This window comes from Nostoc sp. (assembly GCF_036917195.1).
GTDB lineage: Bacteria > Cyanobacteriota > Cyanobacteriia > Cyanobacteriales > Nostocaceae > Nostoc.
The window spans coordinates 316,938-340,909 of sequence record NZ_JBALDG010000066.1 but is presented as its reverse complement, the minus strand read 5'-3'; the positions used below and the strand labels follow the sequence as shown (position 1 = coordinate 340,909).

The window sequence follows — 23,972 nt, the reverse complement described above, 5'->3', positions numbered from 1 at the left end:
GAGGGCACAAAGGCAGAGGGGCAGAGGGGCAGGAGAGCAGAGGGGAATAACTAATGACAAATGACTTACAAATTAAATTGAGTTGGGAAGATCCGGCGACGGGAGAACGGCGAGAACCAATGTTGAGTATGCCGATCGCTTTTGGTCGAGAATTCGCTCGTTTACCTGCTGAACTCAGGGGACACCGCGTTTCTAGGATGCTGCTTAACAGTAACGAAGTTTCTCGCTACCATGCCCTAATTGACTGGGAACAAAACCATTTGGTGGTGATTGACCAAGGTAGCGTTAACGGTGTGTATGTCAACGGTCAACCACAAACCCGTAGTGTCCTGGTTAATGGCGATACGTTGCAAATTGGCCCCTATGTGATCATGGTGACATTTGCTGCTAGCGCCTCTGCACCAGATACCACCCCCCCTTCAACGATTCACTTCAATGCAAAGACCAATCTCCCAGACCCCAGTTTGCCTGCCGTTCAGCCGCTAAGTCCCTTGGCGAGTAATTTCCCGCCATTAGCGTTTCAGGCAGAAAAAGTCGCTGTGCAAGCACTTCATGCTACGGGTTTACCAGTAGATGAATCTGATTATCTAGCGATCGGGGCGGGACTGGGTAGCTTTTTTTGGGCTGATTTGCTGCGAATTAGTGGTGTGCCTGCTGAGAAAATTGTAGCTTTGGGATTAGAGGCACAGCCTTATGCTCGTTACAAGCGCCTTTGTTTGAATTCGCAAATTCCCTTACATGAAAGACTGCGATCTAATTCTGACTCTTGTCCTGATAATATTTGGGGCTGGCCTAGTTATGCCTTGCGTGAGGCTTGGCACGATTTCACCAAGGGAGAGATGAAGTCAGCATTCAAGTATTTGTGGCAAGTGTTTGCTGAACCAACATTTGCAGAAACTTATACTCCGCGTGCGGGTAATGTTTTTGATTCCATAGATAGGGAGGCCAAGCGGATTGGCTGGAATCAAATTTATCGCTATGGGCGAGTTAGGGTAATTCGCAAAACTGATGATGGCAGGTATTGTCTAGCCTATTCTCGTGGGCCAGGAAATTATGCTTTTTTAGTTACTCGTTATTTACATTTAGCTACTGGGTATCCAGCAATTCAGTTTCTCCCAGATTTGCAAACTTATAGGGAAAAATATCAAGATTTTAAATCTGTCGTCAATGCTTATGAAGCCCATGATCATGTTTATGAGCAACTAGAGCAACGAGGTGGTACAGTATTGATTCGTGGGCGGGGAATTGTGGCTTCGCGGATTATTCAACGGATTTATGAAGCTAGAAAGCGAAATCAGAATATTGCAGTTTTGCATTTAATGCGATCGCCTAAACCCCAAGGCAACAAATTTCAAAATACCCAGCGCCTAGTCAAAAATCATTACGAATTTCAACCCTTTAACTGGCCGAAAGCTTGTTGGGGCGGTGAACTCCGGGCAATGTTAGAAAAAGCTAGTCCTGATGAACGCAAGCGTTTACTAGCAGACTGGGGTGGAACTACCACCGCCGACCGCCACGACTGGCAGCAAATTACTACCCAAGGGATCAGTGAAGGTTGGTATCAAATTACCTTCGGAGAGGTTTTGGATGTAGAACGAGATGCCCAAAACCGGACTATTACCCGTATCCGAGAGCAAAGCTTTGGGGAAATGAAGTTGCTAGCTGACTTTATTGTTGATGCTACTGGGCTAGATGCCAAAGTAGATGCCAATCCCTTGCTAGCAGATTTGGTGAAACATTACAACCTCCCAATGAATCACCTGGGGCGATTGGCTATAGCAAACAATTTTGAATTAGTAGAAATGCGTAGTGATAGAGGTCAAATGTATGCTGCTGGGGCTATTACTTTAGGTGGCCCTTATGCAGCAGTTGATAGTTTCTTGGGCTTGCAATATGCCGCATTAGTCGCCGTTGATGGACTCGCCGCCGCCCGTGCGCCTGGAGTCCATCGTTTGAATACTATAAGTTCCTTTAGGCAATGGTTGAAGTGGGTGTTAAATCAGTCACCTTAGTATTATGAGGCTGGAGGCAGTAGAAATAGAGTATTTATCTGGTTGTTTTGAGTTCCAAATCCCAATTTCGAGGTTCAAAGGTGCAACTTCGAGGCTCAAAGGTGCAACGTTGAGGATAAAAGGCTCAACGTCGAGGTTCAAAGGCTCAACGTTGAGGTTCAAAGGTTCAACGTTGAGGATAAAAGGTGCAACTTCGAGGTTCAAAGGCTCAACGTTGAGGTTCAAAGGTTCAACGTTGAGGATAAAAGGTGCAACTTCGAGGTTCAAAGGTTCAACGTTGAGGATAAAAGGTGCAACTTCGAGGTTCAAAGTCTCAACGCTGAGGTTTAGAGGTTCAACGTTGAGGTTCAAAAGCTCAACGTTCAGGTTCAAAAGCTCAACGTCGAGGTTCAAAAGCTCAAAGTCTCAAGTAACGCGCGATACCTTCAGCCCACCTGCGATTCAAATCGCAGGCTAACAACATAAGTCAGTTAAAACTGACTCAAATTAACTAAAATTTAGTCCGTTTGAACGGACTTAGGCTATTAGTCTCGGAATTGATTCCGAGGCTAATAGCAACAAAGCGAAGAATTTGCCTTTGCCAGTACCCCTACTTTGTTTTTTCGCTTGTTGGGCGTACTAAAATTTTAACTAAAGCCGTAATCGCCACAATCACAGAGGCAATTCCCCCAATCGATAATGAAGTTAAAATTGCCGCCGCCAGAATAATTTCCGTGGGACTGTATCCATCTCGCATCCAGGTAGATGGATTCTCTACCGATGTTGGCGAGGCGGGGATTAATTGCGAAGTTTGGCTGGTTTGATTAGAGTTGACTGGAGTTATTAAGGCAGTTTTCACGGCTGAACCTCTTCTAAATGTTTCTATGCAAATGATATTTCTGCCAGAAGAAGAGGAGATTCCCTAGAAATGGAGACAAAGTGGAATGAAAGTAGAAATTAAGTAGAATCGAGAATAAATCTCACAAGCTGTCTATGCTATCGGCTGATTTTCTAGCCAATGAAGCTGCTACTAATAGCTTATCCCCAGAGCAAACGGCAGCTTTTGTAGAGCGTTTGAAGACTGAAAACTCAGATAAGAGTGAATTGAATCTTGCCATCGAACTAGGCATCGAAGAAAATACTTTCACAAAGCGGATGACTGCCGTTTATAAAAAGTTCGCCCAGAGTTATCCTGAGTTAGCCACCTCTAAAGGTCGGGGTAAGCTGGAAAAGTTACGGGCTTGCCTGACAAGGAAATATAATGGCGGACAAGATGCCCACCCCACAATTAAAGAAATTCATCATAATATTCCCCCTGCTATTCCATTTGAAAAATTTGTGGGACGTGAGGCGGAACTACAAAACCTCCACTCCTCATTACAAACATCTGGGCAAGTTGCGATTGTAGCTGTGGCGGGTATGGGTGGAGTTGGCAAAACTGAACTTGCTAGCCAATACGCCAAACAGCATTTGCAGAATTATCAAGGTGGGGTTTGCTGGTTATCAGCACAGGGTATTGATGTTGCAATTCAGATTCTCAGATTTGCAGAATTGAAATTTAAACTCATTGCACCGGACGACTGGGAATTAGCAGATAGGCTGCGATACTGCTGGCAGAATTGGCAACAAGGTGAAGTGCTGCTGGTGTTTGATAATGTCAGCGACTACAAAAAACAGGTTCAGCCTTATCTACCCCCAGAATCACTCCGGTTTAAAGTATTGCTGACAACGCGCGAGAAATTTGATAGAACTTTGCCGCAATTACCTTTGGGTGTTCTCAAACCATTGGCGGCGATGAAATTATTAAAATTGCTGGTTGATAGAGAACGACTTAAAAGCGAACCTTGGGTTGCTAGAGAAATTTGTAAATTCTTGGGATATTTGCCTTTGGCGTTAGAGTTAGTGGGGCGATATCTGGATACAATGCCAGATTTGTCTCTGGAGACACTGCACAAGCGGCTAGAAAAAAAGCGACTGGAACACGAATCAATAGCCAAGGCTAACCTATTAATGCGTTATGAATACGGCGTTGCTGAAGCTTTTGCATTGAGTTGGGAACAATTGGATGAAAATACACGCTTTGTTGGCTGTTGGTTGAGTTTGTATGCCTTGGCTGATATTCCTTTTTCTGTTAAGGAGATAGAAGATGACGATGAACAAGAACTCTGGGAGAAAGCTATAGCCCAGTTGGAAAAACTGCATTTAATACAACGGCAAAGTCAAGGAATATATCGTCTACATCCACTGATTCGGCAATTTTTCCAAATGAAGTTGGATGAGTCAAGTGAGGCGGATAAGGTGAAAACAAACTTTACAGCACATATGGTAGAGGTGGCAAAGCAAATTCCTCAACAGCCTAACCGTGAAGATATTTTCAACCTCACTCCCTTTATCCCCCACCTTGCAGAAGTTGCAACCTACCTATCCCAATATCTCAGCGACGAAGATTTAATCACACCGTTCACACGCTTAGGCTACTTTTATGACGGTCAAGGACTTTATCAGCAAGCAGAACCTTGGTACAAACTATGTAAAGAGGTAGCTGAAAATCGTCTTGGTTTAGAACATCCCAATGTCGCCGCTACCCTGAACAATCTAGCAGGACTCTACAAATCTACAGGACGCTACAGCGAGGCTGAACCTCTGTATCTGCAAGCTTGGGAATTGACAAAACGCTTACAAGGAGACAACCATCTCGATGTCGCCACTAGCTTGAACAATCTCGCAGGACTCTACGAATCTACAGGACGCTACAGCGAAGCTGAACCTCTGTTTCTGCAAGCTTTGTCACTGACAAAACGCCTACAAGGAGACAACCATCCCGATGTCGCCACTAGCTTAAACAATCTCGCAGGACTCTACGAATCTACAGGACGCTACAGCGAGGCTGAACCTCTGTATCTGCAAGCTTTGGAACTGAGAAAACGTTTACTGGGAGACAACCATTCCACTGTCGCTACTAGCTTGAACAATCTCGCAGCACTCTATTGTTCTACAGAACGCTACAGCGAAGCCGAACCCCTGTATCTCCAAGCTTTGGAACTAATAAAATGCTTACTGGGAGACAACCATCCCCATGTCGCCAATAGCTTCAACAATCTCGCAGTACTCTATTGTTCTACAGGACGCTACAGCGAAGCCGAACCCCTGTATCAGCAAGCTTTGGAACTGAGAAAACGTTTACTGGGAGACAACCATCCCCATATCGCCAATAGCTTCAACAATCTCGCAGCACTTTACGATTCTACAAGACGCTACAGCGAAGCTGAACCCTTGTTTCAGCAAGCTTTGGAACTGAGAAAACGTTTACTGGGAGACAACCATCCCAATGTCGCCGATAGCTTGAACAATCTCGCATTACTCTACGATTCTACAGGACGCTACAGGGAAGCCGAACCCTTGTTTCAGCAAGCTTTGGCAATTTGTGAGCAAGCTTTAGGTGTAGGTCATCCCGATACAATGAGGGTTCGGGGAAATTATGCAATCTTTTTAAGAAAAGCATATCGCTAACGATCGCACTTTTCTCCCAAAATCACACCATAACCCTTCACTTATAAAAATCTTTACCCAACTACAAGCAATAATTGATGCGACACAACAGTTGTAGTTCAAATTTTAGGAGCGATCGCCTACAAATTGTAACTTCAATAGCGATCGCTCCTCTTAATCTCTTTCTCCGTGTCCTCTGCGTCTCTGCGGTTCGATTTTCATGCTAATTGACAACGTGCAATTATCCCCTTATATCTAAAGTACAGTGAAAAATAGAGCGATCGCATAGCCATTTTGAGTACAAAACTCGAAATTTGAGGTTCAAAGGCTCAACGTTGAGGTTTAGAGGCTTTGGAAGTCCCTTAGAGAATGTTTGAAAAGTATTATTACTAACATCAAAACCTCAGAAATCTAACCCACCGAACAAGCTTTCCCTCTCTTAGACCTCTTGCATAAGTCGAAATTAGTGAACTTAAACTACGGGTAAACACTCACACGTATCAGTGTTTATCTGTTGTTAATTTTGCTCTCACATCACATTTAAATCTACTGATAAATACTATTGATGTAACAATAAATACAATAAAATCTTGATTTTGGAATTGTTTGTGGAATAAGCTTTACAGAAATTTTATCTTTCTAGAGATTAAGTAAAAACCTATATTGGGAAGCATAATATATAACCTGATGAGGGTTGGGTTCCATGAGAGCTAATTCCAATGGATTGTGAATCAAAAATACTCTTTTGCCAGGATAGCTCGGAACTAATTCGCCAACTATCAAACAGAATTTATGAAACTCGATCACAAGCTCTACCTGTATTGGTTCTTAGCTCATTTCGGATGGCTCAAGAAAAGTTACACCGCTAAAATCATGTTGGTGGCATTTTTGGGCACTCATGTACCACTTCTGACCTTACTCTTGAGTTTCGTCATCTCAAATTCCTATTCCTTGGAGATGGCGGTGCGAGTTATGATCATTGCTCTGTTGGCTACGTTAGCGGGTACGGCCGCCACCCTCTACGCCCTACACTACCTCCTCAAACCGGTCATTTTGACATCTGCTGCATTGCAAAACTATCTCAATACCAAAACACTACCTGAACTGCCTACAGAATTTGCTGATGAAGCGGGTACCTTGATGGCGGATACTTCACAAACTCTTCACAAATTAGATGAGTTAATTCACTACATCACTAATTATGATGATCTAACTGGATTGCCCAATCGTGATTTATTCCGCGATCGCCTCTATCAAACTCTATCCCAACTTGAAAACAACCAACGCCTTGTAGCTGTCTTTTTCCTAGCTATTGATGATTTCACTGATATTAGTCATGGGTTGGAGCATGAAACAACAAATTTGTTGTTAAGAGCAGTTGCTCAGAGGTTATCAACCTGCATGGCGCAAACAGATATTCTTGCCCATTTGAGTGGAGATGAATTTGCCCTTGCTCGCATGGACATTCATTCTTTTGAAAGTGTGATTAAGTTATCTCAGGTGCTTTTGAGTACCCTGAGCAAACCCTTTTTTCTAAAGGGTAACTCGATTCATCTCACCGCCAGCATCGGCATCACAATTAATCACCTAAATGATCGTAATAGCGTAGATCAACTCTTGCAACAGGCTCACATAGCACTGTACCAGGCGAAGCAGCAAGGGCGTAGCCAATACCAATTCTATTCGCCAGAAATTAATGCTCAGTTGCAGGAGCGACTGACTTTAGAAAATGAATTACATGGAGCGCTGAAACGCAATGAAATGCTGGTTTATTATCAACCTCTAATTGATTTACACAGCGGACAAATTACAGGTATGGAAGCGTTGGTTCGCTGGCAGCATCCTATCTTCGGTTTGGTTTCTCCAGTAAAATTTATTCCCATTGCAGAAGCCAATGGTTTGATCGTACCAATTGGTGAATGGGTCTTACGAACTGCTTGCGCCCAAAACCGTGCTTGGCAGCTTGCTGGATTTACCCCAATTCGGATATCTGTCAATCTGTCAGCTCGACAGTTTGAACAAGCAAATCTAGTTGAGGTCGTCAGCCAAATTCTTGAAGAGACTGGACTCCAAGCATCTTACCTGGAACTGGAAGTGACAGAAAGCTTCTTGATGGGTGACATTGAGCGATCAGTTATAACTTTAAAACAATTACGAGAACTGGGTATATGGTTGGCTCTAGACGACTTTGGCACCGGTTATTCCTCGCTGAACTACTTAAAGCGCTTTCCAATGAACATGCTCAAGATTGATCAGTCATTTGTGCAGGATGTCATATCTAATCCTGATAGCGCCGCCGTCACTGATGCGATCATTGCCCTAGCAAAGAGCCTCCGGTTGAAAATCACGGCAGAGGGTGTGGAAAGCCAAGAACAGCTTGAATACCTGCAAATGCGGGGATGTGATGAAGGTCAGGGTTTCTACTTTAGTCGTCCTGTTCCTGCTGATATAATTGCTGCAATGTTGCATAATAGTTCTCAGCAGATGGAGACAATTGCAGCATAGGTGGATACCTAAGCCATTACAACGTGTTCCATTTTGTACCTATCTAGGCGGGCACCCGAATACTTGTATAACGCCACGCACCTAGATTGAGATTCTTTTTGGGAACTTCCAAAAATTAAATTACTCAATTCCTGTAATCCAATACGACTATCCGATTTCTTCTCCCCTTGCTTCCCCTGCTCCCCCTGCTTACCAAAACGATTGATTATTTTTTTATTTGGAAGTCCCTTGTGTGGTAACAGGGTTTCCACACAAAAAATTGTCCAAGTTTAGCCGCATTAGAATCCATTGGCAAATTCGCAGTAGTAAAAGGCGTGCAGGATAACTACAAATCCAAAAGCATTTGCAAGGAACATCAGGAATTATTCGAGTCTATCCCGGAGACATTGCTCAATTTCTAGTTTGGAATGCCCCTGAATCTGTTCAGCAAAAAATCAGAAGTAAAGTTGAAGTCTCTTACCAAAAGCGGGAGCAATCCAAACAACTGCTAGAAATTGCTAAAACAGGAGTATAACGAGCGATCGCAACAGCTTGGATAAACCAACAACTTGAAACCTTGGGCATTAACCTAACCACGGTCACTTAACATACTGGAGTAGCAATGAAAGCACTTAAAGTTATGGCAACGATCAATGAGGAGGGACAACTAACCTTAGATCATCCTCTCACAACAGATAAAAATAGCCGTGTAGAAGTCATTGTTTTAATCCCAGATGAGGAAGCCCCGGATGAGACATCTCAGACAGAAGTCTTAGCAGATTTCCGGCAAGCTTGGCACAAAGCCATGACTGGTCAAACGATTCCCGTTGCTCAACTTTGGGAAGGTCTTGAAGATGACTGATCAGCGCAGAATATGAGCAACAGACAATCAACGATGAAGAGGATATCTAAACAATTGAATTTTAACCACTTGACAAGATTTTTATTTTCTTAACTTGACATCAATGGCAGGATGCCCACCCTATAAGAATCATCTCTTGATTCAGCAATACCTATTTTGAAAGTGTGGAAAGCTTTGCAACCATCTGAGTCCGTGATGAAACCTCAAGCTTGCGAAACATCCTTTTTAAGGCTTGCTTGACAGAGTTTTCAGTAATCCAAAGTTCAGCACTAATTTCTGCATTGGTTTGTCCTTGAGCCACCAAGGAGGCAATTTGCATTTCACGAGGTGTTAAACGCTTTGTCTGTAATAGTGGTTGTTGTAATCTCACCGTTGCCACCCAAGTCGAAACGTGCAGACAAAGCGCACTCAAATCTATAAGATTTTGTGAGTCGAATGCAGGCATTCCTTGCTTACGGGTAAAACCTACCACGCCCACTAACTGACCATTGCTGACAATCGGCCCTGCCATAACGTGCCAGTGATCAGCACGAGGACAAATCAACTTCCACGTTTTAGGTTCTACTACCAAAGCTTCATGAACAGGGGCATGGTGTTCTAGCAAGTAGCGTGCAAGTGGATTGTGTTGGGGTGATAATGCAATTTGCATTGCTTTTTGGAGCTTGCTGTCAACTAGAGAAATTTGAGCAAAGAAAAATAGCCCACCTCGTGTAGCGGAAAAATACTGACTCATTTCTGCGGATATGTGCGATCGCAACGTCTGTTCATCTTGAGCTTGAGCAATTGCATGAAATAGAGCTTGTAAGGCAATCATGATTGGCAAAGTGTACCCTTTCGAGGTCTAGGCGCATTATAGCAACCAGACCTATCTTAGCTTTAGTCACATCAAGTCAAATCCTTTGTTTGCTTTTTTTGGATTACTTTACCATGACTGTAAATTCTGGCATTGATGACACACAGATATCCGGGCGCTGGATTCAAATTAGTTTTTTGATCGCAGCAGTGTTTTTCAATCTCTGTTTAGCAACCCAAGTATTCAGTGTTGGATTAGCTTACTTTTACAACTCTGATTGGTGGAACCTACATATTTGGCTGGTGCGAGGATACAGCGGACTCTCACTAATTTTGTTGGTATGGGTATTTTTGATTCCCTTTCCCCCAAAAGTCCAGAGCCTTACAGCAAGTATCCCAGTGCTGCTGGGACTGCAATTTCTCACAATTCACTTGAAGACTTCTTTTCCTTTAGCAGTCTTCCACCCACTTATCGGCTTTTCCTTATTCTCTATTTCCACAACCCTAGTTCATCGGACATCACACATCGTATTTCCCAACCACAACTAAGAAGGATAGATTTCATGGCAACTGTCATCAGGAGATTGATTCATGACTGACTCACAAAAACATATTATTGGCTTGGTAGTTTATCCTGGCATGACGGCACTTGATATTGTCGGACCCCAGACAGTTTTTAGTTTGCTTCCTGGTGTCCAAATCCACCGCATCTGGAAAGCGTTAGACCCGATCAAAACCGATGACGGAATGATGATTTTGCCCGATACCACCTTTGAAAATTGCCCGCCCTTGGACGTGATCTGCGTCGGCGGCGGTTTTGGACAGAGTGCAGTAGTAGATGATCCAGAAGTGCTTGAGTTTTTCCAGAAACAGGGGAGCACAGCAAAGTTCATCACCTCTGTGTGCGGCGGGTCTGAGTTTTTAGCGAAGGCAGGACTGCTACAAGGCTATCGAGCGGCGACTCACTGGATGGCGCGTGAACAACTCGCAACGTTGGGCGTTGAGGTCGGAACGGAGCGAGTTGTGATTGACCGAAATCGCATGACTGGTGGGGGGGTTACGGCAGGCATTGATTTTGGTCTAACGATTGCTGAAGTGCTTTGTGGTGAGGAAGCCGCTAAGATCGCTCAACTATTAATGGAGTACGATCCAGCCCCTCCATTCGATGTCGGTTCACCCGAAAAAGCGGGGGCTGAGTTAGTCAACAAAGCGATGTCATATGCTGCGGGGACATTTGGTTTAAAGGTAAAATAGGCAGTCTGACATGACCACAAATTCGGAAATTGAACGTGTTCCCACACGTTGGATACAAATCTGTTTTTATACGACTTGAATCGTCTATTAACCTCTGCTTGATTGCTCAGTTATTAACGATTGGGGTTGCCTAGTGCAACGATCCTGCCTGGTGGACTATTCATGTTTGGCTCGTGCGAGGGTACAGTGGACTGTCCTTTCTATTACTGGGAGGGTCGTTGATCGCCCCATTCTCAGACAGAATCCGATCAGGAACAACCCGATTTTGTAAGGTTGAGCAAACAAGGTGCGTTGGAATGAGTGGAGTCGCCTACCTGATGTAGCGATCGAGAGATAGTGAGAGTTACTTGAAAATATACTTGCTTTTCTCGATAAGGCATCATGTAAAAATAAGTTGTACAAATTTTATCTGAAATAGTTTGTGGATCTAGCTTTCATAAAAAAGTGTTCAAGTTATTTTTACACGAATCCTAAGCTGAAAAACATCTAAATTGCCAATCAAATTAAAGCAAGTTTGTTTCTCTGCCATTTGAGGAGTTACGGATAACTTCCCCAGATTTATTGGGAAGTTACGGTTTTATACGTTGCCCTGTGAAAGTGAACGTCTGCTGTACCGGGGCATAATCTTTGAGCGGATTTGCATTTAGATTAAACGACCTCTGTGTTGCTGTTGCTTGGACTATCCCATCTTTTGGAGTAAATGTCGCACGAAAATCGGTTCTGGTAATTGAGGCAGGTACTTTCGCTGTTGAGTAATTGAAGTCAAGTCCCGTGGCAGTAATCTCTCTGCTTGAGGTACACTTCCAACTGCCCTGCGTATTACTAAAAGGTGGGATCTTGGGAACACCACTTTGGATTGAGGCAGTAGCAACAAAGTTGCCATCTCGATTGAACGTTGTAATTCCACGAGACGTACCGAAGTTAGCAGAGAGTGTCGTGAGGTACGTGCCTGTTACAAGTTTGCGACAATCTCTTATGGATTCAGCTTCGACTATAGATTCAGCTTGGACTTTGTGTAGACTTACGAAGTCCAGAATAGTAAGTGCTGACAATACACAAATTGTTAACGTGGCGAAAGCATTACGAGTTTTCATTTCAATATATCTCTTTAAGAAATACCAAATGCTACGCTTCTACGCAAAACTGTAGAGTGCATCTCATTTTGGTATGTGTATACTTAATCTTCAAACTCAAGTTGCTGCTTTTCGGATTCTTTAAAAGATATTTTTGCAAAACTGAGATGCTTGCAAACTGTACTTACCTATTACTAGAGTTTATCTTGTTTATCTCCTAGTTTTCTAGTAACCGCTTGGAGATGTCATTACCTTTGCTTCCAATATTACCAATAACCGCACCTTTACCGACGGACACCACTACCGTCATCAAGATTAAAATCTCTTAACCTTTCGTTACACTAAAGACATTGAGAAGGATGAAAAAACCTCTCGAAGCTGAAATCAAAGGTGAACGACATGAATGGCACAATTCGCGTTGGTAATCTCTTCGGAATTCCCTTCTATATCCATCCATCGTGGTTTTTAGTTCTGGGTTTGGTAACTTGGAGCTATAGTAGTGGACTGGCGGCGCAATTTCCCCAATTGTCTGCGGGATTAGCTTTACTATTAGGATTGATGACAGCGCTGATGTTATTTGCCTCTGTCGTCGCCCATGAGTTAGGCCACAGTTTTGTTGCAATTGGTCAGGGAATTGATGTAAAATCCATCACACTGTTTATATTTGGCGGTTTGGCTAGCTTAGAAAAAGAGTCGAAAACCCCAGGTGAAGCTTTCTGGGTAGCGATCGCAGGCCCGTTAGTTAGCTTACTACTATGCGGTATCGTTACAGCTATTGGTGTTACTACTGCTGCATCAGGGCCGTTGGCGGCAATTCTTGGTGTGCTGGCTTCTGTTAACTTGGCATTAGCTCTGTTCAATCTTATTCCTGGCTTACCCTTAGATGGCGGAAATATACTGAAAGCTATCGTTTGGAAGATTACAGGTAATTCTTATAAAGGTGTGACCTTTGCTAGTCGAGTTGGGCAAATCTTTGGTTGGGTAGCAGTTCTTTCTGGTGTACTTCCCCTACTATTATTTGGCAGTTTCGGTAACTTCTGGAATTTGTTAGTTGGCTTCTTCTTGTTGCAAAATGCTGGTAATGCGGGTCAATTTGCTAGAGTACAAGAAAAACTCACAGGTTTGACTGCTGAAGATGCTGTAACTCTCGATAGCCCAATTGTATCTGCTAATCTTACCCTGAGAGAGTTTGCCGATGAGCGAGTCATAAGTGGGCAAAACTGGCATCGGTTTTTAGTGACTGATGATCATGGACAATTAGTAGGTGCGATCGCTGTTGATAATTTACGAACCATCCCAACAGCACTGTGGTCAGAAACTCAAGTCAAAGAAGTCATGCGACCAATTACCGAATCTACCACAGTCCAATCCGATCAACCTCTGCTGGAAGCCATGCAGTTACTCGAACAACAAAAGCTATCTGTGCTTCCCGTAATTCGTGAGAATGGCGTTCTAGTTGGAATCTTAGAAAAAGCTGCAATTATTCAACTACTTCAAAACCGAACTCAACCTAGCCCTGCATAGTTTATTGACACTCTCCCACCACAGCGTAGCTTGGTGGGAGATTCTTGTTTCACACAAACAGGAGTAATATCAAGTCCGGGTAATTAGTTATGATTCCCACAATCATTGCACCCCACCCCCAGCCTCTCCCCGCTTGCGAGGAGGAGAGACAAAGCGTAGCTTTGGCGGGATGGGGTTCTTGGGGTTTTATAAGTAATCAAGCGGACATGATATAACAGACGCAAAAGCCAGTGGCTTAAAGGATTTTAAACAAGATTACCCCGTTAATAAACGATGGTGCGATCTCTAAAGTTCAATAAATCAAGTATCATGTTCTTATATTGTTAGTCAACACCTGATCTCTGAGTCACACTAGACATAGGAGGATGATATATGAATTCGACAAATCCCCCTGAAAACGTGATTAATTGTTTGCAGACTATTTTGGATGCCACTGCTGCGGGAAATTACGAACTTTTTCTCACGGTAGGTGATTTAGAGTACAGAAGAGATATTACCAAAGAAATATTTGACCAAGTTAGCTCCCCGCTAATTCCACGCATGTCTGAGGGTTATACAATTACTTATTTCGGTCATCTCAAACAAGGAGAAACTCAGACCTATTTGTGGAAGCTGAGTTTTGCTGATGATGGACATGAATTTATAGTACGTGTGGGGATGAAGGGAGACAAAGTTAATCTGATATGGATTACTTAAAATATACCCATATCTGCGGTGATAACACGTTTCCAAGTTAATTCTTTTGTAGTCTCATCCCAATGCCAGCGTAATAAATTAGCGGGTTGACTCTTGGCAATTCCTGGTAAACCAATCGCTTGTCTAGGTGCATTAGTAGCTAAAGCGATCGCACTTTCTACGTCACAAATTCCCCACTTCATCAAATTCTGCACTCCCACCAATAAGGGTAAAGTCGTGCCCGACAAAGTGCCATCCGCCAGTTGTGCCGTACCGTTTTTAACTTCAATTTGCCGACTATCCCAAGGATACACACCATCGGGTAGCCCCAAAGGTGCAAGTGCATCGCTGACAAGAAATAGCCCTTTTTCTTCATAGCTAGCGCGAAGTAAAATTTGCAGCATCGTCGGTGAAACGTGTTTACCATCAGCAATAAAACTACACATTACATCAGGATGGGTAATTGCTGCCCCTAATAATCCTGGTTCGCGGTGATGTAATGCTGGCATGGTGTTGAAAGCATGGGTTACCATCGTTGCACCCTGATTAAAGGCACGTTGCGCTTGGGCAGCTGTTGCTTGAGAATGCCCTAAACTGACAGTAATCCCCAGAGAACGCAAATATGGAATGACTTCACCAGTCAAATCTAACTCCGGTGCTAAGGTGATCACTTTCACAATATGAGCATAATTACCCAAAACCCGCTTTACGTCGTCAATTGTTAAGGGTAACAGGTATTCTGCCGGGTGTGCGCCACGCTTTTGGAAATTCAAAAATGGGCCTTCTAAATGTACTCCCAGAATCTTGGCACCTGCTTGTTGACTAAGGAGAACCTCAGCAATAATAGCAAGCGATCGCTGAATGTATTCTACCGAGGTAGTTACAAGTGTCGGTAAAAATCCATCTACCCCGACATTCCACAAAAATTGTGAGATTTTCACCAGCAAGTGAGCATTAAGAGCTGTCAATTCGGGAAATGCCAAACCCAACGCACCGTTAATTTGCAAATCGACGCCGCCTAGAGAAATCCAGTCACCTGCTACATCTAGTAGAGGCGCACCGCTGTGTACTCCTACTGTACCCATTGGCAAAATTTGCTCAATTATGCCCTCTTGATTAACCAAGAGCATCTGCAAATCTTTGTACCCTGGTACTCTAGCATTGATAATGTCTACGGCACTTTGTGTTGCTTGGATCATCATACTGGCGAGAAGAGAGCTAAATTTGATTTTAGATGCAACGAATACTCATAATTTCAAGAACCGCGGTTCCTGAATTGGGTAGTGCGTTACTGTCCAGGTGTTATACGCGGTCCCGTGAAAGTTTCAGTCCCTGCTACTGGGGCATCATCTTTGAGCGGATTCGCGTTTAATGAGAATGACCTCAGTGTCGCTGTTGCTTGCACTATCCCAGCTTTCGGATCAAATGTTGCATTAATATCGCTTCTAGTAATTGCGCCAGGTAATGTTGCTGTTGGGTAATTGAAGTTGAGTACCGTGGCAGTAATCTCTCTCTCTGAGGTACACTTCCAACTGCCTTGTACGTTGCTATAGGGCTGGACAGAGGAAATACCACTTTGGTCTAAAGGAGAGGGTGCATCACTTTGGTTTGAACCAGTGACAAAATAGTTACCATCTTGAGTAATCGTTGTAATTAAGCCAAACGAACCGAAGTCACCAGAAACTGTCGTCAGATACGTGCCTGTCACCAATTTGCGACAATCTGTTATGTATTGAGCTGAGGCTTCGTGCAGATTTACAAACGTCGCCATAGTAAGTGCTAAGAATACACAAATCGTTAACGTGGCGAAAGCCTTAAGAGTTTTCATTCCAGAACCTCCACTGACAAGTACATAAACCTATTAACTCAAGGTGAAGTTGACAACTAAGTTTTCTCAGTAACAACTGTTGCACACAAACGGGTTGAGTGTAAATTTCAGAATTAAATTGCCAACCCTTTGTACAAAACCAGAGGCGAACACAGAGATCATGCAATTTTAACCAGCCCCGCCACAGTACCTGGATCCCAATTAGAGTATTACATCGATGTTTCAAGTAACCGCCATATGGAGCGATGTCTACGATGGTCACTGAGCTTTGTCGTACCACTTCGTGGAAGCAAGCTAGCAAGAGCGTCTCCAAGAGTTGTGCGGGCTACGCCTACGCACCCCTATCGCAATTCCCAGTCTGACCCCCGGCTTACCTGAGACTATCCCACTAATGTCAAAATGTAGTAATCTATTTCTCACTTGAGTTTGGTGGATCACTATATGGCTGGGAGTTTTGTTCGCAAAACATTCCGCAGGAAAGGATTGAGCGATTAGTCATTACAGCTGTCAATTTTGCGGAAAGTCTCAGCGGAGATTTCCTGCAATCAGAACTTTCCAAGACGAATTTTGAATGCGTGAATTTTGAATTATTATGACTCCCCTAGTCGGTATTATCATGGGCAGCGATTCTGATTTGCCCACTATGAAAGACGCGATCACAGTTTGTGAAGAATTTGGCGTTGAGAGCGAAGTGGCGATCGTTTCTGCTCATCGGACCCCAGCACGCATGGTGCAATATGCTCAACTTGCACACCAACGTGGTATTAAGGTGATTATTGCTGGCGCCGGTGGTGCTGCCCATCTGCCTGGAATGGTAGCGTCTTTAACTCCACTTCCTGTGATCGGTGTTCCTGTACCCACCCGTAACTTACAAGGTGTTGATTCTTTGTATTCTATTTTACAGATGCCTGCTGGTATTCCTGTGGCAACAGTAGCGATCGGTAATGCCAAAAATGCCGGACTTTTAGCAGTACAAATCCTCGCAACTGGGCAACCAGAATTGCTAGAAAGAGTTCAGCAATATCGCCAAACCCTATCTGAATCAGTAATTGCAAAGCAAGCAAAACTAGAACAACTAGGCTATGAGCAATATTTACAGCAGATGTTTTAATAAATGTTAACAGCAGGTGGTGGATCAGGAGAGCAGCAAGTCTTTCCCCCATGCCCCATGCTTAATGCTCAATACAACTCTTACCAGAGGCTGCGCCCTAAGCGTAGCTATGCCGCAGGCTTTACGACGCCGCTGGTTACTGAGCGTAGCCGAAGTATCAGTACAAGTGCCCAATAGACAAATGACAAATGACAAATGACAAATGACTAAACAAACTATTCGCGTAATTGCCCGTTTTATTGCTTTGCCAAACAAAGTAGAAGAACTAAAAGCTGTACTGTTGGAACTCATTGAGCCAACCCGTCAGGAAGCAGGTGCGATCAAGTATGAACTTTTGCAAAACCAGTCCGACCCAACAGACTTTACTTTTATAGAGGAGTGGACTTCTGATCAAGCCCTAAATACTCATCTAGATTCACCCCATCTTCAAGCGGGAGTAGGCAAACTCGAAGGTTTAGTGACTGCTGCACCAGATGTCCGCCGATACCATCTTTTGGCATAGTCACATATTGCTTTATTGTAGGGGAGCATTTGGAATATTTCAGCTTTAAATTCCAAGATTGAAGCGATCGCTCCAGAATCAATGCAGCATTCTGAAGTATCTTGATCCTGAGGCCTTAGTGAAAAATTGAGAGCTACAACATCCATGTGTCAATTGCTCGGAATGAATTGCAATGTTCCAACGGATATTTGCTTTTCTTTTGAAGGGTTTTCTGCACGGGGAGGAAAAACGGATGATCATCGCGATGGTTGGGGCATTGCTTTCTTTGAAGGAAAGGGATGTCGGATGTTTTTAGATGCCCAACCTTCTGTTGTTTCTCCAGTAGCGGAGTTAGTGCGGAGTTATCCCATCCACTCAACCCATGTCATAGCCCATATCCGCAAAGCCACTCAAGGTGAAGTTGCCTTACACAACTGCCATCCTTTCCGCAGAGAATTGTGGGGTCAGTATTGGGTGTTTGCCCACAACGGTAATTTGCCAGATTTTGATCCGGAAAATTTAGGCTTTTATCAAGCTGTAGGTGACACTGATAGTGAAAAAGCATTCTGTATGATGCTAGAAACATTGCGTCAACGCTTTCCTGAGGGTAAGCCTGACATCAAGGAACTGTACCTTGTACTGAAAGAAATTACAGCTGTAATTGCAAAATTGGGTATATTTAATTATTTATTATCAGATGGAGAACACTTATTTGCTTATTGCTCAACCAAACTCAGTTACATTGTCCGCCAAGCGCCCTTTGCAGCTGCCCATTTAATTGACCAAGACATGACTGTAGATTTTCGGGAGGTGACTACTGAGCGCGATCGCGTTGCTGTCATTGCTACCACACCCCTGACTGACAACGAAGTTTGGACACAAATCCAACCGGGAGAATTACTAGTTTTTCAGGACGGGCTGCCCCTGAAATATGCGTTCAGTTCCGAACAAGTCTAGGTTATGTAAAATGACAATCTTACTCAATAAATGCTTTGGTAGCCAAGGCTCAAATATCTGATATTTTTGACGAATTTCACAATTAACTAGATATTTTTCCCATTTATAAATCATCTAAATGGGTTTTCTTTTTCATGCTTTCTATGATAACCTCTCTTGTCCAATGCTATATTTTTTATGGACTTCATGGACAAGTAGATTTGCAATAAAGCCAACGAGTCGCACATACCCCTTCTTTTTCAACCCATTTGCCAAAAAGAGCCACAGAAATCCCTAAAAAGGCGATCGCACTAGAAAATATCCAGCCGAGAGTTGGCAACTTCCAATCTGTCGAGGCTGATTGGGTGATGCCGATCAGTTTCGTCATTGGCAGATTGAACATGCTAAAGCCATACACTTGTCCTATACACAGGTGAATTGCTAATGCTGCTGGAGGAATCAACCAGCGATTAAATCCAGGCTGTGCAATGGTTTGTTCTTTGTCTAAAACAGAAGTTCGTATCATATTGCAAAATTTTTCCTCTATCTTGGAAAAGTAACTTTGATAATATGCATTCGCCTTTTCTTGACTAAGGAACAAAAAAGAACTCGTTTGATTGAAAATAGGATTTTCCCATTGACAGAAAGACAATTATGTGAAGCTGTAACCCCTTGTTTTACATACTCCTGTGACTGCGAGATTTCTTGTTTACCTAAGAATCAAAAGAATAAGTAAGTGGGCGAGAAAATTTCCGAGTATATAACAAAATGTAAATTCGGCACATACCTTATAAATTCGTTATTTTACCGTTTTTACAAAACTAAACATCTATTTGTTTTCTCATGCCTACCTACTTAAGCTCAAATCAGCTATTGAGGCATCGTCATCAGCAGAAACTACATTTCCAATTTTGGAAATAGCAGTGAGTCTCAAAAATTAGCTATTCACTAGCAATTTGCTTGATACATTAAGTAGCCAATTGTGATGATAACTTAAATAGTAGAAAGTAAAAACATTTATAATTCCTCACAAAACTGGTAGAATCACCATATTCTTGATAAAGAATGTGATGTTTCTTGCTATTTGCAACTAAATAGATGGAATCATCTAGTATGATAAACACTATACAACTGTATTACCATCAGTTATCCGTAGATTTAGTGGAGGAAATAAAATGAGTTTGTGGCAACGCCCACTGAAAAGATTACAAGCGCTCGCTGAACATAGAACCTATCGGTTCCGGCTAAATTCGCTCAAAAGCTTTGTATCGCTCTTTTTAGTAGGTACTTTATTGAGTATGGCGCTTGCCGCCTGCTCTGGTGGAACTGAAAGTAATTCTTCCTCTGAAACCCCTACAGCTAGTCCTGTTGCTGCAAGCAAGGATAATGTTCAACTAACCCTCGTTTCTTTTGCAGTTACCAAAGCAGCTCACGAAGCGATCATTCCTAAGTTTGTAGAACAGTGGAAGAAAGATCATAACCAAACTGTCACCTTCAAACAAAGCTATGGCGGTTCTGGTTCTCAAACTCGCGCCGTCATCGATGGTTTGGAAGCAGATGTCGTTCACTTGGCACTAGCTGGAGACACCACAAAGATTGAGAAGGCTGGATTGATTCAGCCAGGATGGGAGAAAGAAGTTCCCAACAATGGTATTGTCTCCAAATCAGTTGCAGCATTAGTCACTCGTTCCGGCAATCCTAAAGGTATTAAGAACTGGGAAGATTTAACCAAAGACGGTGTGAAATTGATTACTGCTAACCCCAAAACTTCCGGCGGTGCTAAGTGGAATTTCTTAGGACTATGGAATTCTGTGATTAAAGCTGGTGGTGATGAGGCTAAAGCTACTGAATTTGTGACTAAAGTTTACAAAAATGTACCAATCTTGCCTAAAGATGCGCGGGAAGCTACTGATACATTTGCCAAGCAAGGGCAGGGAGATGTTTTAATAAACTACGAAAATGAAGTTATTTTGGCACAGCAAAAGGGCGAGAAGGTTGAGTATGTCGTTCCCGATGTGAATATATCCATCGACAATCCGATCGCTGTGGTAGATAAAAACGTCGATAAGCATGGTACCCGCGAAGTTGCTGAAGGTTTTGTGAAATACCTCTATAGCCCAGAAGCACAGCAAGAGTTTGTCAAATTGGGATTTCGATCGGTGGATGAGACTTTAGCTCAAACGAAGGAAGTCACAGACAAATTTCCCAAGGTGAAAACTCTCGGTACAGTTGCAGACTTCGGTGGTTGGAGTGCAATCGATCAGAAGTTCTTCGCAGATGGCGGTGTGTTTGATAAGATTCAAGCCCAAATTAAACGGTAATTAGTCATTAATCAATGGTCGGTGGTCACTAAAAAAACAACTGACCACTGGCAAAAAACTTTTTTTGAAATTAAAATTTTGAATTTTTGATTATGACGACTGTATCTTCTTCTGTGGAAGTTGAACGCAAAACGCCATTCTGGAAGAGATTGGGGCGGGTTCCGTGGACTTGGCGAATCACCATTGCATACCTGACAGTGATGTTATTTATCCCCATAGCTGCCATGTTCTTGAAAGCGAGTACGGAACCTCCAGCGAGATTTTGGGCGATCGCAACCAGTGATATTGCATTAGCCACTTACAATGTCACTTTTTTTACAGCAATATTTGCTGCCTTGCTGAATGGGATTTTTGGGACTTTGATTGCTTGGGTTCTGGTTCGCTACGACTTTCCCTTAAAACGCTTGATTGATGCCACAGTGGATTTACCCTTTGCCCTGCCAACATCGGTAGCAGGGCTAACCCTGGCAACAGTTTACAGCGATAATGGCTGGATAGGTTCGCTACTAGCACCACTGGGAATTAAGGTGTCTTTTACCCGCACGGGAGTAGCGGTGGCAATGATATTTATCTCACTACCTTTTGTGGTGAGAACTGTGCAACCTGTGCTTCAGGAAATGGAACATGAAATAGAAGAAGCCGCCTGGTGTCTGGGGGCTTCTCAATGGCAGACCTTCTGGAAGGTAATTTTGCCACCTTTATTTCCGACAATTTTGACTGGTGTTGCTTTGGGTTTCTCCCGTGCAGTTGGGGAATATGGGTCAACTGTGATTATCTCTTCCAATACACCATTCCAAGATTTGATTGCACCTGTGCTAATTTTCCAGCGGTTAGAACAGTATGACTATTCTGGTGCAACAGTAATTGGCATAGTTTTACTATCAATTTCGTTGGTATTGCTATTGGCAATTAATTTCTTACAAGCATGGGCAAGGCGATATGACAGTAGATAAGCCAAGTTTTCACTCATCTTCTGCCTCTGATACAGAAATAGCCAAACCTAAAGAGCAGAAGAGTTGGGTACCAATAGTTTTAATTGGGATAGCGATCACCTATTTAGCTCTGGTTCAATACATCCCTGCAATCAACGTTTTTATCCAAGCCTTCAGCAAAGGATTTGGGCCGTTTCTGTCCAACCTGACGCGACCAGCTTTTATCCATGCAGCTTGGCTAACACTGTTGCTAGCTTTGATTTCTCTGCCTATAAATACAGTATTTGGGCTATGTGCAGCTTGGGCGATCGCTCGTCATAAATTTCCCGGACGCGCCGTAGTTTTGAGCATTATTGACCTGCCCTTTTCGATTTCGCCTGTAGTCGCAGGATTAATGATTGTGCTACTTTACGGACGCAATGGGTGGTTTGGGCCTTGGCTCCAGGCTCATGATATCAAGATTATCTTTGCTTTTCCAGGTATGGTGCTGGCTACAGCCTTCGTGAGTATGCCCTTTGTGGCGCGGGAAGTGATTCCTGTTTTAGAGGAATTTGGTAAAGATCAAGAAGAAGCTGCTAGAACTCTAGGTGCAAAAGATTGGCAGATATTTTGGCGCGTCACCTTACCTAGTATCCGCTGGGGCTTACTTTACGGTTTAATTTTGACCAATGCCAGAGCAATGGGTGAATTCGGGGCGGTTTCGGTGGTATCTGGCAACATTGCTGACCAAACCCAAAGCTTACCATTGTTTGTAGAAGATGCTTACAAACAGTACGAAACTGAAGCTGCTTTCTCTGCGGCTGTACTGTTAGCGTTGTTAGCAGTAGTAACCTTAGTGCTGAAGGAGCTTTTAGAACGGAAAACCCGCATTAAAGATGTTGAATAGAAAAATCAAGCGATTATAGTTATCCTTTGAATAGGATACAAGCAAATCAGGGAACCTGGTACGATCTACCTAGTACCTATCAGGAAATTACCATTAGGGTTAAGGGTAGTTCTGTACCAATCCCGATCAGGGATTGAAATAATTCAGATATGGCTAGTGACAATACACTTACCAATAAACGGATTCGACTAAGAATTCCTAAGAATTATCACCAGGAACCTGTCATTTCTCGCCTGGTGTCTGACTATGGACTGACTGTGAATATCACCGCAGCAATTTTGGGAGCCAATGCTGTCGGTGATGGTTGGTTTGACCTTGAACTACAAGGAACAGATGCACAAATTCAGAGTGGGTTAACCTATCTCCACGACTTGGAGTTGCAAGTCTGGGATGACACTCAAGCAAGTGATTGGTAAGGGTTAACCTCTCTCTAAATCTCTCTCCTAAAAGGAGAGAGACTTTGAATTTTCCCCCTTCCCGCGTCGGGAAGGGGGTTAGGGGTTAGGTTTTTCTTTAATAAGCGATAGAAATTAGTTTTTCAAAATCTTGGTAATCAAAATTTTGTTGTTTTTGGGAATATTTACCACAGACATCATAGTAAACTTTATTTTCTTGCATATTAAAGAAATATCCTTCTATTTCGGATTGCTGTTGTTTTACCTTAAAAACTACTTTGTTAGTTGTATATTTACCATATTTGCTAATTAGATAAGCAAAACTCTCAAAATTTCCATTTTGAGCTTTTTTAAATTCTAATAAATCATCATTATTATCATTGCTTTGTAAAATTAATGTCTGTATGTCTCTAATACTTTTGAGACGATTAGTTTCAAACTGATCATCTTTTCTAGTGAAGGTGATAATTTCATGATAATTATACAAAATTCCCATATCGCAACCAGATTTTTTTAGATACCTTTGAATCTGATTATAATGATTTTTTAAATTTACGTCTTCTCGTTTTACTTCCACAATTATTAAAGGAGACTGATATGGCTTAAAATTATCATTTTTCTGCTTTTTGGATATTTCTACATCATGACTATTCACCTCAACTTCGATATTAATGATATCTGGAAATAACTGAGTTTCTTTAATAAGAAAATGAATAAAGATTTGTCTAACCAACTCCTCTGGTCTTCCATTAATTGGAATTTGTATTTCCCTAATCAAACATTTTGTATATTCTTGATAATCTTTTGAATATTTGATGAGTTTTGTGGATATTTCTTGTTGTAAATCAATCATATATCTTTTGAGAGATAGCAATTAATAGTGGATAAAATAGTTTTAGGGACACAATTATATTGCGCCCTAAACTGTGTATTAAATG

General features: G+C 42.7%; 24 protein-coding genes. 16 read left to right on the top strand and 8 right to left on the bottom strand.

Annotated elements, in window-relative coordinates:
* Positions 1 to 53 precede the first annotated feature (53 nt).
* On the top strand, positions 54 to 2,012 hold the full coding sequence (locus V7K40_RS21905) for an FHA domain-containing protein (protein WP_334963366.1): 1,959 nt from the start codon (positions 54 to 56) through the stop codon (positions 2,010 to 2,012).
* On the opposite strand, the gene V7K40_RS21900 is transcribed toward V7K40_RS21905, so the two are convergent.
* The gene (locus tag V7K40_RS21900; RefSeq protein WP_334963364.1) at positions 2,004 to 2,405 is read right to left on the bottom strand and encodes a hypothetical protein; all 402 of its coding nucleotides are present in this window, start codon (positions 2,403 to 2,405) and stop codon (positions 2,004 to 2,006) included. The genes V7K40_RS21905 and V7K40_RS21900 overlap by 9 nt on opposite strands.
* Before the next feature lie 196 nt (positions 2,406 to 2,601).
* On the bottom strand, positions 2,602 to 2,850 hold the full coding sequence (locus tag V7K40_RS21895) for a hypothetical protein (RefSeq protein ID WP_334963362.1): 249 nt from the start codon (positions 2,848 to 2,850) through the stop codon (positions 2,602 to 2,604).
* A gap of 134 nt (positions 2,851 to 2,984) precedes the next feature.
* On the opposite strand from V7K40_RS21895, the gene V7K40_RS21890 reads away from it, so the two are divergent.
* The 4 genes from V7K40_RS21890 (at position 2,985) to V7K40_RS21875 (ending at position 8,826) form a co-directional block, all read left to right on the top strand.
* A complete protein-coding gene (locus tag V7K40_RS21890) occupies positions 2,985 to 5,501 on the top strand; it encodes a tetratricopeptide repeat protein (RefSeq protein ID WP_334963360.1) in 2,517 nt (838 codons plus the stop codon).
* A 771-nt stretch (positions 5,502 to 6,272) separates the two neighbouring features.
* Positions 6,273 to 7,985, top strand: a complete 1,713-nt coding sequence (locus V7K40_RS21885) for a bifunctional diguanylate cyclase/phosphodiesterase (RefSeq protein WP_334963358.1) — start codon at positions 6,273 to 6,275, stop codon at positions 7,983 to 7,985.
* 343 nt (positions 7,986 to 8,328) lie between these two features.
* A complete protein-coding gene (locus V7K40_RS21880) occupies positions 8,329 to 8,499 on the top strand; it encodes a hypothetical protein (protein WP_334963356.1) in 171 nt (56 codons plus the stop codon).
* 87 nt (positions 8,500 to 8,586) lie between these two features.
* Entirely contained in the window at positions 8,587 to 8,826 is a 240-nt protein-coding gene (locus tag V7K40_RS21875; protein ID WP_334963354.1) for a hypothetical protein, read from the top strand.
* Positions 8,827 to 8,977: 151 nt separating this feature from the next.
* Here V7K40_RS21875 and V7K40_RS21870 read toward each other — a convergent pair whose 3' ends face one another.
* Entirely contained in the window at positions 8,978 to 9,640 is a 663-nt protein-coding gene (locus tag V7K40_RS21870) for a LuxR C-terminal-related transcriptional regulator (RefSeq protein WP_334963352.1), read from the bottom strand.
* 113 nt (positions 9,641 to 9,753) lie between these two features.
* Here V7K40_RS21870 and V7K40_RS21865 point away from each other — a divergent pair, with 113 nt between their 5' ends.
* Positions 9,754 to 10,167 (top strand): DUF6220 domain-containing protein, encoded by a 414-nt coding sequence (locus V7K40_RS21865; RefSeq protein WP_334963350.1) that lies wholly within the window; start codon positions 9,754 to 9,756, stop codon positions 10,165 to 10,167.
* 42 nt (positions 10,168 to 10,209) lie between these two features.
* Positions 10,210 to 10,872 carry a DJ-1/PfpI family protein gene (locus V7K40_RS21860; RefSeq protein ID WP_334963348.1) on the top strand — a complete coding sequence of 221 codons (663 nt, stop codon included), beginning with the start codon at positions 10,210 to 10,212 and terminating at the stop codon, positions 10,870 to 10,872.
* Between the two features lie 569 nt (positions 10,873 to 11,441).
* On the opposite strand, the gene V7K40_RS21855 is transcribed toward V7K40_RS21860, so the two are convergent.
* Entirely contained in the window at positions 11,442 to 11,966 is a 525-nt protein-coding gene (locus V7K40_RS21855; RefSeq protein ID WP_334963346.1) for a hypothetical protein, read from the bottom strand.
* 378 nt (positions 11,967 to 12,344) lie between these two features.
* Here V7K40_RS21855 and V7K40_RS21850 point away from each other — a divergent pair, with 378 nt between their 5' ends.
* Both V7K40_RS21850 and V7K40_RS21845 read left to right on the top strand, forming a co-directional pair.
* Positions 12,345 to 13,469, top strand: coding sequence for a site-2 protease family protein (locus V7K40_RS21850; protein WP_334963344.1), 1,125 nt, complete (start codon positions 12,345 to 12,347; stop codon positions 13,467 to 13,469).
* Between the two features lie 372 nt (positions 13,470 to 13,841).
* Positions 13,842 to 14,165, top strand: a complete 324-nt coding sequence (locus V7K40_RS21845) for a hypothetical protein (RefSeq protein ID WP_334963342.1) — start codon at positions 13,842 to 13,844, stop codon at positions 14,163 to 14,165.
* Here V7K40_RS21845 and nagA read toward each other — a convergent pair.
* Positions 14,162 to 15,343, bottom strand: a complete 1,182-nt coding sequence (nagA, locus tag V7K40_RS21840; protein WP_334963496.1) for an N-acetylglucosamine-6-phosphate deacetylase — start codon at positions 15,341 to 15,343, stop codon at positions 14,162 to 14,164. The genes V7K40_RS21845 and nagA overlap by 4 nt on opposite strands.
* 89 nt (positions 15,344 to 15,432) lie before the next feature.
* The gene (locus V7K40_RS21835; RefSeq protein ID WP_334963340.1) at positions 15,433 to 15,972 is read right to left on the bottom strand and encodes a hypothetical protein; all 540 of its coding nucleotides are present in this window, start codon (positions 15,970 to 15,972) and stop codon (positions 15,433 to 15,435) included.
* A gap of 592 nt (positions 15,973 to 16,564) precedes the next feature.
* On the opposite strand from V7K40_RS21835, the gene purE reads away from it, so the two are divergent.
* From purE to V7K40_RS21820, 3 genes are all read left to right on the top strand, one after another.
* A complete protein-coding gene (gene purE, locus V7K40_RS21830) occupies positions 16,565 to 17,083 on the top strand; it encodes a 5-(carboxyamino)imidazole ribonucleotide mutase (protein WP_334963338.1) in 519 nt (172 codons plus the stop codon).
* Positions 17,084 to 17,285: 202 nt separating this feature from the next.
* A complete protein-coding gene (locus V7K40_RS21825; protein ID WP_334963336.1) occupies positions 17,286 to 17,585 on the top strand; it encodes a putative quinol monooxygenase in 300 nt (99 codons plus the stop codon).
* Positions 17,586 to 17,729: 144 nt separating this feature from the next.
* Positions 17,730 to 18,521: a class II glutamine amidotransferase gene (locus V7K40_RS21820; RefSeq protein ID WP_334963334.1), complete on the top strand. Its 792-nt coding sequence runs from the start codon at positions 17,730 to 17,732 to the stop codon at positions 18,519 to 18,521.
* Between the two features lie 184 nt (positions 18,522 to 18,705).
* Here V7K40_RS21820 and V7K40_RS21815 read toward each other — a convergent pair whose 3' ends face one another.
* Positions 18,706 to 19,026 (bottom strand): hypothetical protein, encoded by a 321-nt coding sequence (locus V7K40_RS21815; protein WP_334963332.1) that lies wholly within the window; start codon positions 19,024 to 19,026, stop codon positions 18,706 to 18,708.
* A gap of 649 nt (positions 19,027 to 19,675) precedes the next feature.
* Between V7K40_RS21815 and V7K40_RS21810 the strand changes: the two genes are divergently transcribed.
* The 4 genes from V7K40_RS21810 (at position 19,676) to V7K40_RS21795 (ending at position 23,055) form a co-directional block, all read left to right on the top strand.
* Complete coding sequence (locus V7K40_RS21810) at positions 19,676 to 20,821, top strand: sulfate ABC transporter substrate-binding protein (RefSeq protein ID WP_334963330.1); 1,146 nt, start codon at positions 19,676 to 19,678, stop codon at positions 20,819 to 20,821.
* 92 nt (positions 20,822 to 20,913) lie between these two features.
* Positions 20,914 to 21,774: a sulfate ABC transporter permease subunit CysT gene (cysT, locus tag V7K40_RS21805; protein WP_334963328.1), complete on the top strand. Its 861-nt coding sequence runs from the start codon at positions 20,914 to 20,916 to the stop codon at positions 21,772 to 21,774.
* Positions 21,761 to 22,639 carry a sulfate ABC transporter permease subunit CysW gene (cysW, locus tag V7K40_RS21800; RefSeq protein ID WP_334963326.1) on the top strand — a complete coding sequence of 293 codons (879 nt, stop codon included), beginning with the start codon at positions 21,761 to 21,763 and terminating at the stop codon, positions 22,637 to 22,639. Before cysT ends, cysW begins: the two co-directional genes overlap by 14 nt.
* A 149-nt stretch (positions 22,640 to 22,788) precedes the next feature.
* On the top strand, positions 22,789 to 23,055 hold the full coding sequence (locus V7K40_RS21795) for an NIL domain-containing protein (protein ID WP_334963324.1): 267 nt from the start codon (positions 22,789 to 22,791) through the stop codon (positions 23,053 to 23,055).
* A 97-nt stretch (positions 23,056 to 23,152) separates the two neighbouring features.
* On the opposite strand, the gene V7K40_RS21790 is transcribed toward V7K40_RS21795, so the two are convergent.
* On the bottom strand, positions 23,153 to 23,887 hold the full coding sequence (locus V7K40_RS21790) for a type I restriction enzyme HsdR N-terminal domain-containing protein (RefSeq protein ID WP_334963322.1): 735 nt from the start codon (positions 23,885 to 23,887) through the stop codon (positions 23,153 to 23,155).
* Positions 23,888 to 23,972: the final 85 nt, after the last annotated feature.